This window comes from Streptomyces sp. NPDC054863, assembly GCF_053610825.1.
On sequence record NZ_JBSGZD010000237.1, the window covers coordinates 1 to 12,451 of the forward strand.

The 12,451-nt window shown below is 69.3% G+C and carries 9 protein-coding genes; 4 read left to right on the top strand and 5 right to left on the bottom strand.

The genetic code is table 11. The annotated features are described in order from the left end of the window. Positions 1–52 precede the first annotated feature (52 nt). From ACWGIG_RS29755 to ACWGIG_RS29765, 3 genes are all read left to right on the top strand, one after another. Positions 53–1,036, top strand: coding sequence for an acetylxylan esterase (locus tag ACWGIG_RS29755; RefSeq protein ID WP_453324781.1), 984 nt, complete (start codon positions 53–55; stop codon positions 1,034–1,036). Positions 1,037–1,150: 114 nt separating this feature from the next. Further along, positions 1,151–3,271: a non-reducing end alpha-L-arabinofuranosidase family hydrolase gene (locus ACWGIG_RS29760; RefSeq protein WP_453324782.1), complete on the top strand. Its 2,121-nt coding sequence runs from the start codon at positions 1,151–1,153 to the stop codon at positions 3,269–3,271. A 114-nt stretch (positions 3,272–3,385) separates the two neighbouring features. After that, positions 3,386–4,324 carry an expansin EXLX1 family cellulose-binding protein gene (locus ACWGIG_RS29765; protein ID WP_453324783.1) on the top strand — a complete coding sequence of 313 codons (939 nt, stop codon included), beginning with the start codon at positions 3,386–3,388 and terminating at the stop codon, positions 4,322–4,324. Between the two features lie 74 nt (positions 4,325–4,398). Here the strand turns inward: ACWGIG_RS29765 and ACWGIG_RS29770 are convergent, their stop codons facing one another. The 4 genes from ACWGIG_RS29770 to ACWGIG_RS29785 form a co-directional block, all read right to left on the bottom strand. Then, entirely contained in the window at positions 4,399–5,115 is a 717-nt protein-coding gene (locus ACWGIG_RS29770; protein WP_453324784.1) for a glycoside hydrolase family 12 protein, read from the bottom strand. A 121-nt stretch (positions 5,116–5,236) separates the two neighbouring features. Continuing rightward, positions 5,237–6,163: a carbohydrate ABC transporter permease gene (locus ACWGIG_RS29775; protein WP_453324785.1), complete on the bottom strand. Its 927-nt coding sequence runs from the start codon at positions 6,161–6,163 to the stop codon at positions 5,237–5,239. After that, a complete protein-coding gene (locus ACWGIG_RS29780) occupies positions 6,160–7,221 on the bottom strand; it encodes an ABC transporter permease (protein WP_453324786.1) in 1,062 nt (353 codons plus the stop codon). Before ACWGIG_RS29780 ends, ACWGIG_RS29775 begins: the two co-directional genes overlap by 4 nt. Next, positions 7,221–8,885 (bottom strand): Tat pathway signal sequence domain protein, encoded by a 1,665-nt coding sequence (locus ACWGIG_RS29785; RefSeq protein WP_453324787.1) that lies wholly within the window; start codon positions 8,883–8,885, stop codon positions 7,221–7,223. Before ACWGIG_RS29785 ends, ACWGIG_RS29780 begins: the two co-directional genes overlap by 1 nt. A gap of 329 nt (positions 8,886–9,214) precedes the next feature. Between ACWGIG_RS29785 and ACWGIG_RS29790 the strand changes: the two genes are divergently transcribed. After that, on the top strand, positions 9,215–12,064 hold the full coding sequence (locus ACWGIG_RS29790) for a glycoside hydrolase family 3 C-terminal domain-containing protein (RefSeq protein WP_453324788.1): 2,850 nt from the start codon (positions 9,215–9,217) through the stop codon (positions 12,062–12,064). 196 nt (positions 12,065–12,260) lie between these two features. Here the strand turns inward: ACWGIG_RS29790 and ACWGIG_RS29795 are convergent. Then, a partial coding sequence (locus ACWGIG_RS29795) for a substrate-binding domain-containing protein (RefSeq protein ID WP_453324789.1) occupies positions 12,261–12,451 on the bottom strand: 191 nt, incomplete at its 5' end.

Below are 12,451 nucleotides of genomic sequence, written 5' to 3' on the forward strand. Positions count from 1 at the left end.
CTCTCTCCCTTCACGCCTTCACATCACGCCTTCGAACTCCCCGAGGACCGCCATGCCCCCGCCCGACCACACCCCCGACGAATTCCGCACGCACCGACCGGAGTTGTCCGTACCGGAGGACTTCGACGCCTTCTGGCAGAAGACCCTGGACGAAGCCCGCGCACACGGCGGAGCGGTGCGGGCCGAACTGGTCACCGACCAGTACCTGCTGAGCACCGTCGAGGTGTACGACGTGCGCTTCCCCGGCTGGAACGGCGAGCCCGTGGCCGCCTGGCTGCTGTGCCCGCGCGGCGCCGCAGGGCCGCTGCCGGTCGTCGTCTCCTACGCCGGATACAGCGGTGGCCGCGGGCTGCCGCACGACCACCTGGTGTGGTCGGCGGCCGGTTACGCACAGCTCGTCGTCGACAGCCGCGGCCAGGGCCACGCCACCCCGGACCGGGGCGAGGGCGACGGCACCCAGTGGTCCGGGGGCTTCATGACCCGCGGCATCGACTCACCCGACCACTACTACTACCGCCGCCTCATGACGGACTGCGTGCGCGCCGTGGACGCGGTCGCCGAACTCCCGGGGGTGGACAGCAACCGGGTCGTCGTGGCGGGCGGCAGCCAGGGCGGCGGCCTGACCCTGGCGGTCGCCGCCCTCGCCTCGGAGAAGGTGGTGGCGGCGATGGTCGACGTCCCGTTCCTGTGCCACTTCCGCGAGGCGACGCGGACCAGCCTGGAGGGCCCGTACCAGGAGATCGTCGAGTACCTCCGCCGGCACAGTCCGCACCGCGTCGAGCAGGCCTTCGAGACGCTCGACTACTTCGACGGCGCCCACTTCGCCACCCGTGCGAGCGCCCCGGTCCTGTTCAGCGTCGGCCTCATGGACCCGGTCTGCCCGCCCGCCACGGTGTACGCCGCCTTCCACCACTACGCGGGAGCGGACCGGACCATGACCGTCTGGCCCTTCGCCGACCACGGCGGCGGCCACGGCCACAACACGGCGGCCCAGCTGAAGTGGCTGCACCAGCGTGGGGCCGCGCAGCAGCAGTAGTTGAAAAATGTCTCAACCAAACGGCAACCTCCTGCGCTCCGGCGGCAACTGGAAGGCAACACCGGCTCCGTTCTCCGCGGCCGGTGCCCCCCACCTTCCAGAAACGGACGAGCAATGAGCAAGCAGCAAGCCTCGAAGCACCGCCGTCGCAAGGTTCACCTTGCCGTGGGTGTGCCGCTGGCGCTGGGCACCGCCGGACTCCTCGCCTACGGCGGCGCCTTCGGCACCTTCGGCGAGGACGCCGAGCCCCACGCGGCAGCGGCGCCGATACCCGTCGCCGCGAGCGCCGTACCCGACGAGGCCGCGGCCAGGCCCGCCGTGCCCCGTGGCGCACCGGTCCCCGCGCCCGAGACCGGCCGGGCCGCCACACTCGGCGCGCAAGCCGCCCGGTCCGGGCGGTACTTCGGGACCGCGGTGGCCGCCGGAAGGCTCGGGGACAGCACGTACTCCACGATCCTGAACCGCGAGTTCACCTCGGTCACGGCCGAGAACGAGATGAAGCGGGACGCGACCGAGCCCGCCCGAGGCACGTTCACCTTCGGCCCCGCCGACCGGATCGCGAGCCAGGCGGCGGCCCGCAAGCAGCGCCTGCGCGGACACACCCTGGTGTGGCACTCCCAACTGCCCGACTGGGTCGCCTCCATCAAGGACGCGAACACCCTGCGCGGTGCGATGAACAACCACATCTCCACGGTGGTGAACCGCTACAAGGGCAAGGTCTACGCCTGGGACGTCGTCAACGAGGCGTTCGAGGACGGCCCCGGCGGAAAGCTCCGTCCCTCGGTGTTCCAGAAGGTGCTGGGCGACGGCTTCATCGAGCAGGCCTTCCGCACGGCACGGGCCGCCGACCCCCAGGCCAAGCTCTGTTACAACGACTACAACACCGACAACTGGACCGACGCCAAGACCCAGGGCGTCTACCGCATGGTGCGCGACTTCAAGGCGCGCGGGGTGCCCATCGACTGCGTCGGCTTCCAGTCCCACTTCGGCGCCGAGGGCCCGCCCGCCAACTACCGTACGACGCTGGCGAACTTCGCCGCCCTCGGCGTGGACGTCCAGATCACCGAACTGGACATCGCACAGGCCCCGCCTGCCGGCTACGCGACGTCGGTGAAGGCCTGCATGTCCGTGGCCCGCTGCACCGGCATCACCGCCTGGGGCATCCGCGACAGCGACTCCTGGCGCGTCAAGGAGAGCCCGCTGCTGTTCGACGGCAGGGGCAAACAGAAGCCCGCCTATCCTGCGACGCTCACCGCGCTGGGCGGCGGCAAGTCGGCCGGTGCGCTGCCGTCCTCCTTCCGCTGGACTTCCAGCGGACCGCTGATCGGCCCCAAGCCGGACGCGGCCCACAAGGTCGCCGCGCTCAAGGACCCGACGGTCGTCCGGCACGACGGCAAGTACCACGTGTTCGCCAGCACCGCGAGCAAGTCCGGGTACAACCTGGTGTACCTGAACTTCAAGGACTGGTCCCAGGCCGGGGAGGCCACCCACCACTACCTCGACCGCACCGCGATCGGCGCCGGGTACCGGGCCGCCCCGCAGGTCTTCTACCACACGCAGCAGCGCCTGTGGTACCTCGTCTACCAGACCGGCAACGCCTCGTACTCCACCAACCCCGACATCAGCAACCCCCACGGGTGGAGCGCCCCGCGCCACTTCTACCCGGCGATGCCCGACATCATCAAGCAGAACATGGGCAAGGGCAATTGGGTCGACATGTGGGTGATCTGCGACGCCGCCAACTGCTACCTGTTCTCCTCCGACGACAACGGTCACCTGTACCGCTCGCAGACGACCGTCGGCCAGTTCCCGAAGGGGTTCGGCAACACCGTCATCGCGGCGAAGGACTCCAAGTTCGCCATGTTCGAAGCGAGCAACGTCTACAAGGTGCAGGGCAAGAACCAGTACCTGCTGCTCGTCGAGGCCATCGGCTCGGACGGCCGGCGCTACTTCCGCTCCTGGACCACCGGCAGCCTCGCCGGATCGTGGTCGCCCCTGGCCGCGACCGAGGGCAACCCCTTCGCCAAGTCGAACAACGTGACGTTCCCCGCAGGCGCCTGGACCAAGGACATCAGTCACGGCGAGCTGATCCGCGCGAGCAACGACCAGACGCTGACCGTCCCGTCCTGCAACCTGCAGTACCTGTACCAGGGTCAGGACCCCAAGGCGGGCGGCGACTACGACCTGCTGCCGTGGCGGCTGAGCCTGCTCAAGCAGACCAATTCGATCTGCTGAACACCTGCTGAGCGCCGCTGAACAAGCACTGAGCAAGCGCTGAGCATCTGATCCCGTGGGCCCCGCCGGTTCTTCGTGCGGGGCCCATCCCCCTGAGGCAGGAACGGACAGGAAATGAACACACCGAGGCAGGCCGCACGGCAGCGCAGAAGCAGGCGGCACCTCATGCTGTACGCCGCGTCGGCGGTGATCGTCGCGGGCCTTCTCGCCACCCTGGTCGCGGTGTCGTCCCCCGGCCGGAGCGACGCCCCGAGGCCCGCCGCAGCCGTGTCCCTCGCCACCGCCCAGGCACCGGCCACCGCTCCCACGTCCGCGTCCGCCACGAGCAGTACGCCGGTCTCCCCGACCCCGACGGCCGCCCCCACCACCCCCTCGCCACGGCCGTCGCCCACCGCGACCCGGCCGCCCAGGAAGAAGTCCGCCGCTCCCGCGAAGCCGAAGGCGGGACGGCTCGATTCCCCCACCCACCGGGGCGTCGCCACCGCCTACGAGGCCGGGGACGGAAACGGCGCCTGCCTGTTCGGCCCGAGCGCGGACCTCATGGTCGCGGCCATGAACACCACGGACTACGAGACGTCCAAGGCGTGCGGCTCCCACGTACTCGTCCGGGCCGCCAACGGGAAGTCCATCACCGTACGGATAACCAACGAGTGCCCCCTGCCCTGCGCACCGGGCCAGATCGACCTCAGCCAGCAGGCGTTCGCCCAGCTCGCCGACCTCAAGGTCGGCCGGATCCCCATCACCTGGAGCGTGCTGAGCCCCGCTACCTCCGAGAAGGTCTCCATCCGGTACAAGACCGGCTCCAGCCCCCACTGGTGCGCCCTCCAGGCGATCGGCCACCGCAACCCCGTGGCCGGTCTTGAGGTACGTACCGCGAGCGGCTGGCGGAAGCTGTCCCGTACGGCCTTCAACTACTTCATCGCTGCGGACGGCAACGGCTGCGGCGGCGCGATCAGACTCACCGACATCCACGGCGAACGGCTGACCGTCTCCCCCATGGCGGTACGACCTGACGTCGTGCAGGCCACCGGGGTCCAGTTCGCCCGGCACTGACCGCGGGCGGGCCACCACGCGCCGAGGGCCGGGCCGCGCCCCGAAGGGGGATGCGACCCGGCCCTGATGCTCCGTCAGCCTCCGCTGACGGTCAGGTGGTTGGTGGTGAAGTTGAGCCCGCCGGCCGACGAGGTGACCTCGTAGCCGAACTGGACGTCACCGATGGTCTCGCTGCCGGGCATCCAGCCCTTGGTGTACGCGATCCAGTGGAGGACCGGCTTGACGTCCACGGTGCCGGAGTACGAGTCGGACGTGCGCAGGAACGAGAACACCTGGTTCGACCCGTTGGTGCCCTTGTAGACCTTCCAGCTGTGGCCGCCGAGCGTGACGTCGGCCTGCCAGGTGCCGATCGGGCCGACGGCCCCGTGGTGGTTGACCCAGAGCATGATCTCGTACTGGTGGTCCGTGTCCCAGATGTCGTACGAGGTGTTGTACGCACCCGAGGACGGGACGCTGACGTTGTAGTCACTCGTGAGCCGGCCCAGGGAGTCGATCGTCTTGTTGATCGCCTTCGTCGAGTTGGGGTACGACTTGATGCCACCGGTGTTGGGGTGGTCGGCCCAGACGCCCCAGCCGGTCCCGGAGTTGGCCCAGGCACACTGGCTGCCGACTCCCGAACCCCAGACGTTGTTGTAGAGCTTGTAGCCGTCCAGGCTGGTGCTGCCCCATGTGTCGCAGGTGTTCCAGACCGCCGCCGAAGCGGGGGCGGCGGCCGGGCCGACGGTGGCTCCGAGAGCCAGTACCGGTGCCAGAACGGCCAGTCCGACCTTGCGTATCGCGCTTGTTTCCATGGTGTCCCTTCCACGGGTGGGGGGAAGTGCGAGGTGCTGCCGCGCCCCCATGCTGATGAGGGCGTGGTCCTCTCCGGCGACGAGGTCGATCGGCTCCGCGTCGCCGGAAGAAGTCGTGGGCTCAGCCCTTGATGGCTCCGGTGAGCATCCCCTTCTTGAAGTGCCGCTGGACGAAGGGCGAGGCGACCGCGACGGGGATCAGTGCGAGGACCATGACGGCCATCTGGAGCCCCAGGCCGGAGAGTTCGCCGGTGCGGACCGCCTGCTGGAGCCCGCTCGGTGCCTCGGTGGCCTTCTGGACCAGTTGGATGAGCACGTTCTGCAGCGGCATCATCTCCTGGTCGTTGAGGTAGATGGAGGCGTTGAACCAGGCACTCCAGTAGCCGACCGCGTAGAACAGGGAGATGACGGCCACCACCGCCCGCGACAGCGGCAGGATGATGGTCACCAGGATGCGCAGGTCACCGGCCCCGTCGATGCGGGCGGACTCGGTGAGTTCGGGGGAGATCCCCATGAAGAAGGCACGCAGGACGAGGATGTTGAAGATGCTGACCGCGCTGGGCAGGATCAGCGACAGATAGCTGTCGGTGAGTCCCAGGGACTGCACCAGCAGGTACGTCGGGATGAGCCCGGCGCCGAAGAACATGGTCGCCAGCATGGTCATCAGGAAGACCCGGTGCCCCAGGCTCCCCGGTCGCGACAGCCCGTACGCCCCGAGGACGGACACCGCCATCGAGAACAGGGTGCCGAAGAGCGTGACGCCGACGGAGACCAGGATGGCCCGGCTGACCTGTCCACCGCCGAGCAGTTCGGTGTAGTTGATGAAGGTGATGCCCCGGGGGATCACCACGAGGCCACCGGCCTGGTCGATCACGGACCGGGGGGAGAGACTGGTGATGATCACGATCCACAGCGGACCGATCACCCCCAGACAGCACAGCAGCAGGAATCCGCTCTTGGCGGTGAGTCCGGTCCTGCTGGGCGGTTCCTCCCACACGGGGCGGGCGGGAGCCTTGAGGCTGCGGACGAGCTGCGTGTTGAGGCTCATTTCTTGTACACCCCCTGCTCGCCCAGCAGGTGCGCGAACTTGTTCGCGCCCAGGACGAGCGCGATTCCGATGATTCCCTTGGCCAGTCCGACCGCGGCGGCGTAACTGAAGTCGCCGTTCTGGATGCCCACGTTCCAGACGTAGGTGTCGAGGACTTCGCTGACCCCCGCGCCGACCGCGTCCCGCTGGAGCAGGTACTGCTCGAATCCGACGCTGAGCGCGTCGCCCACGCGCAGGACCAGCAGCAGCGCGATCACCGGGCGCAGCGCGGGCAGCGTCACGTGCCACATGCGGCGCCGGCGCCCCGCGCCGTCCATGGCAGCCGCCTCGTACAGGTCGGTGCTGACGGCGGACAGTGCGGCGAGGAAGACGATGATCCCCCAGCCGGCGTCCTTCCACACGGCCTGCGCGGTGACCAGGTACTTGAACAGCTCCGAGTGGGTCATCAGGTCGAAGCCGCCCCACCCGAAGTCCTGGAAGGCCTGGGCGATGATGCCCGCGCCGCCGAAGATCTGCTGGAAGACGGTGATGACGAGGACCCACGAGAAGAAGTGCGGCAGGTACATGATGGCCTGCGCCACGGCCCGCACCCGGGGCCGGATCACGCTGTTGATGACCAGCGCGAGGACGATGGGTACCGGGAAGAACAGCACCAGTTGGAGGATGAACAGGACGAGGGTGTTCTCGGTGGCCTCCCAGAACAGCGGGTCCTCGAACATCTTCGAGAACTGTTCCAGGCCGACCCAGGGGCTCTCGAAGATCGCCGTGATGCCGTTGCTGGAGACGTACGGGTCGTACTCCTGGAAGGCGACGACATTGCCGAGCAGCGGTACGTAGTTGAAGACCACCAGCAGCAAGATGACGGGCAACGTCATCAGGATGAGCGTACGGTCGCGGCGCAGCCGGATCCGGAACGGGACCCTGCCGGCCTTGCTGCCCTTGTTCTTCCCGCGCGACCCCCGCACCTTCGTCCCCGCGGCGGCGATCGCGGCGACCGGCTCCTCGACGGCCGCGGGAGGACGAGTCCCGTCGGGCCTGCTTCCGACTGTGACGGACATCAGTTGCCGCTGCCGTTCTTGTCGATGAGCTCCTTGTACCAGTCGCGCAGCTTGTCGCCGCCGGAGGTGCGCCAGCTGGAGATGGCGGCCTGCACGTCGGACATCTTCTTGTTGCCCCGTACGAAGTCGATCTGGAGCTGCTCCCACTGGCTGTTCAGGTTGGCGTAGCGGCTCGGCTCGACGATGTTCATGCCGTAGATCGACGTCTTCTTCGTGAAGGCGCCCATCCGCTGCTGCCACTCGACCTGCTTGCGGGCGACGTCGGGGAAGTCGGGGTGGGCGTAGAAGGCGGCCGGGGCGGACAGCATCGGCCAGGCGTTGATCAGCTCGGCGTTGCCCTTGTCCGTCTTGACCGGCACGCCGTCCTTGACCGTGTAGTGGGTGCCCTCGGCGCCGTAGTCGACGAGCATCCGCTCCTTGGTGCCGTAGGGCGCAGCCGCGAAGTTGGCGGCGGCCAGCGCGTTCTCCACGACCTCCTTGGGGGCGTCCTTGCGGATCAGCGACCAGTAACCGGCGGGCGTGGACGCGTACAGCGTCGGGTTGCCGCCGCCGACGGCGAAGAGGTCCATGCCCTCGATCCTGAAGTCCGGGCTGGTCTTGGCCTGTTCGGCGGTCCTCTGGTACCAGGTGGACATGTCGTTGGTCATGGCCATGACCTGTCCGGCGGTGAAGCGCTGGTTGACGTCGCCGGTGCGGGCCCGGTCGTCGGGGTGGACCACGCCGGCGGCGAAGAGCTTGCGGCACCACTCCAGGGATTCGAGGTACTCGGGCCGCTCCTTCTCGTACCGCAGCTTGCCGTCGGCGTCGACGTTCCACTTGGTGGGAAGGCCGAACATGTACCCCGTGATCCAGCTCATGTCGCCGCAGGCCCACACCTTGGCCTTGGCGCTGGTGGCCTCCTTGGCCCAGGTCATGAACTCGTCGCCCGACGTGGGGACGGACCAGCCCTTCTTGTCGAAGACGTCCTTGCGGTAGTAGGGCACGATGAAGTTGGCGGGGGCGGCGGGCATCGGAATGCCGCGCAGCGCGCCGCCGAAGATGCTCATGCGCCAGGAGTCGGACGGGATCGCGGCCAGGTTCGGATACTTCTTGACCTTGTCGCCCGCCAGGTGGGGGCCGAGGTCCAGGAACTTCGAGGTGACCGCGTTCGCGATCTTGCCGACCAGCATCCAGTCGGCCACGACCATCACGTCGGGCAGGGAGCTGGAGGCGAGGACGGCGCCCACCTTGTCGCCGTAGGTCATGCCGTTCTGGTTCTGCCAGACGACCTTGGTGCCCGCCGCCGCGTCGACCGCCGTGTAGTACGCGCAGTCTCCCTTCGGCGGGGTGCCCCAGAGCGGGGACATGACCTTGAGGGGAGCGCCGGTGCCGAGCTTGTCAGGGACCGAGACGGCGAGGGCGGCGAGGTCGACCTTGCCGGTGTAACCGTCCGCCGATCCGTTCTTCGACGGGATGTCGGGCCTGGCGACCGCACTGGGGACGTGGGCCGGGATCAGCTTGCCCGCGTCCTTGCCGGATGTGGAGCCCTCTCGGTTCTTGTTCTCCGAACCGCCGCCGCAGGCGGTGAGCAGCGGTATCCCTCCGGCCACCGCTGCGGTGGCGAGCGCCGTGGAGGCAAGGATGCTCCTGCGGCTCGGTCCGGAGGAGGCGACATTCGGCGTCATTGCGTCAACCCTTCATGGCACACCTGAACACCCGGCGGCATGGCCGTCGGCTGCGGTGTCGTGACTGGAACTGGCCGAGCTGAATCGAAGCGGACATCCCACCAATGCGCCGTCATGCATAGTCGAAGCGCTTCGATGTTGCTGCGAGGTTAAGTGAACACCCATAGGCACACAAGAGTCGTTCCCAAGATTCCTCAGGGGCGGTCAGGGAGCCTGTCCCTTCGCTGCGACCCATACATCGAGGCCGATCCCTTGACACTCACCCTGGTCTCTGACGAGCATCGAAGCGCTTCGCATGTAAACACTGCTCCAGCACAAGGGGATCCCACGTGTCCGCACCTACGACGCACACACCACTGCCTTTCCGCGATCCGCTGCTGCCTGCCGCGAAGCGCGTCGACGACCTCCTGTCGCGGCTCACCCTCGACGAGAAGATCGGATTCCTGCACCAGTTCACGCCCGCCGTCCAGCGGCTCGGCCTCGCCGCCTTCCGTACCGGTCAGGAGGCCCTGCACGGGGTGGCGTGGATGGGCCCGGCCACCGTCTTCCCACAGGCGGTGGGTCTGGGCGCGACCTGGAACCCGGATCTCGTACGACGGGTCGGCGAGGCGGTGTCCAAGGAGGTCCGGGCGATGAGCGCCCGTGACGACCGCGTGGGGCTGAACGTCTGGGCCCCGACCGTCAACCTGCTGCGCCACCCGTTGTGGGGGCGCAACGAGGAGGGCTATGCGGAGGACCCGAAGCTCACCTCCGTCATCGCCACCGCCTACACGCGCGGCCTGCGCGGCGAGCACCCCACGTACTGGCGCACCGCCCCCGTCCTCAAGCACTGGCTGGCCCACAACAACGAGACGGGCCGCGACGTCACCTCCTCCTCGGTCCGCCCGCGCGTCCTGCACGAGTACGACCTGCGCGCCTTCCGCGAAACGGTCGAGGCGGGCGCCGTGGCGGGTGTGATGCCCGCGTACAACCTGGTCAACGGCCGCCCGAACCACGTCTCGCCGTATCTGCGGGAACATCTGCGCACCTGGACCGACGAGGAGCTGCTGGTCTGCTCGGACGCGACCGCGCCCTCCAACCTGGTCGATTCCGAGCACTACTTCGACACCCACGAGGAGGCGACGGCCGCAGCGCTGCAGGCCGGCGTCGACAGCTTCACCGACCACGGCACCGACGGCTCGAAGATCGCCGCACGGGTCCGCGGCGCCCTGGAGCAGGGCCTGCTGACCGAGCCGGACATCGACGCGGCGGTCCGCCGCCAGCTCTCGGTCCGCTTCCGTCTGGGCGAGTTCGACCCGGCGCAGGATCCGCACGCGCACACCGCGGACTTCGACACCCCGGCCCACCGGGCCCTCGCCCAGGAGGCGGCCGAGCAGGCGGTCGTCCTGCTCAAGAACGACGAAGGCCTGCTGCCCCTGGCGCCCGGCAGAAAGCTCGCGGTGGTCGGCCTGCTCGCCGACGAGTGCAAGCTCGACTGGTACAGCGGCACCCTCATGCACCGCAGCACACCGCTGGACGGTCTGTCCGAACGGTTCGGCCGGGAGCACGTCCGGTCCGCGGAGGGCGTGGACCGGGTCCTGCTGAAGACCTCGGCCGGAACGTTCCTGTACGTCCCCGACGCGGACGCGGACGCCGGCGACGAGGTGCGCGGCGCCGAGGGTGCCATCGACCCGGCCCTGCTCGTCGGCCGCACCGACCTGCCGCCGCTCACCACCGGCGCGAGGGGCACCGAACTCTCCCTCGTCGACTGGGGCGAGGGCGTGCTGACCCTGCGCGCCCCCGACGGCCGCTACCTCTCCGTGGCCGAGGACGGCCGTGTCCGGGCCTCCGCCGACCAGCCCGGAGGCTGGGTCGTCCAGGAGACGTTCCGCCTGGAACCGCATGGAAACGGTCACCTCCTCCGGCACCTGGGGACAGGTCGTCTCCTCTCTGTTGCCGCCGACGGCCTGAAGGTTGCCGACGAGGACGGAGAAGTCTTCGAGATCGTCGTCGTCGAGAGCGGCGAGGACGCGGTGCGCAGGGCCGCATCGGACGCGGACGCCGTCGTGGTGGTCGCGGGCAACGATCCGTACATCAACGGCCGCGAGACCGAGGACCGTACGACCCTGGCCCTGCCTGCCCACCAGGAGCGCCTGCTGCGCGCGGCCCGCGCGGCCAACCCGAACACGGTGCTGGCACTGGTGTCGGCCTACCCGTACGCGGTCCAGCACGCGGACCTCCCCGCGATGCTGTGGACCGCCCACGGCGGCCAGGCGGCCGGCACGGCCCTGGCCAGGACCCTGGCCGGTGACGTCTCCCCCGCCGGCCGCCTCCCGCAGACCTGGTACGCGGCCGACTCCGACCTGCCCGACCTCCTCGACTACGACGTGATCGGCAGCCGCCAGACGTACCTCTACTTCGAGGGCACGCCCCTCTTCCCGTTCGGCCACGGCCTGTCGTACGCGTCCTTCTCCTACGACGGCCTCACGATGCGCGTCGAGGACGGGACGCTGCACGTGTCCTTCACGGTCGCCAACGCCTCAGTGGTCACCGCGGACGAGGTCGCCCAGCTCTACACCCGGGCCGTGGACCCGTCGGTGCCGCGTCCCCGCAGGCAACTGCTCGCCCACCGGCGGGTGACCCTGGCTCCCGGTGAGGTCGCGGAGATCTCCTTCGAGGTGCCGGTGAAGGACTTCGCGTTCTGGGACGTGGCGCAGGGGCGCCTCCGGGTGGCACCGGGCGCCCACGAGATCCTGGTCGGGGCGTCCAGCGAGGACGTCCGGCTGTCTGGGACCGTCGACCTCGACGGCGAGCCGTCCGTCCCCCGGCCGGTGCTGACGGGCGGCCTGGACGCGGCGGACTTCGACGACCAGCGCGGCACGGAGATCGTGGACCGCACGAAGACATGGGGCGACTCCGTCACCCCTGTGTCCGGCCTGGCGGGCGAACTGGTCTTCCGTGACTGCGACTTCGCCACGGGAGCCGCCGGATTCTCGGTGGAAGCCGCGGGCGAGGGCACGGTCGAACTCTCGCTGGGGGACGGTCCTGCACTGGCGACGCTCACCCTTTCCCCGGGCACGGCCGGACCCTACGACTACGCCACGCCGAAGACCCCCGCCGTCGTGCCGGCCGGGGTGCACGAGGTCCGCCTCACGCTGCGCGGGCCGGTGCGACTGGCGCGCGTCACCTTCTCCGGCTGATCCTCCGCCGGAGGCCCGAATCGACCCTGTACGCAAGGGAGCCGAAGCACAGGAGTCCGGCACCGAAAGGCCTCGGTGCCGGACTCGGCCTCCTCGGCCCCGGGCTCTCGACTCTGCACGGGCCCTCGGTCCTGCGCAGGCTCTCGGTCCTGCACGGGCACTCGGTCCTGCACGGGCACGAGCGCCGCGGAGCCGGTCACTCCCCGGCGGGAGCCGGGCCGCTGCTCGCCCGTACGATCAACTCCGGTTTCAGCAGGAGCACTTCGTGGTCGGTCCGCCCCTCGATCTTGGCGACGAGACGGTCGACGGCGTGACGTGCCATCTCGCGCGCCGGGATGGTGACGGAGGTCAGCCGCACCGACCCCTGGAGGGCCACCTGTTCCGGGC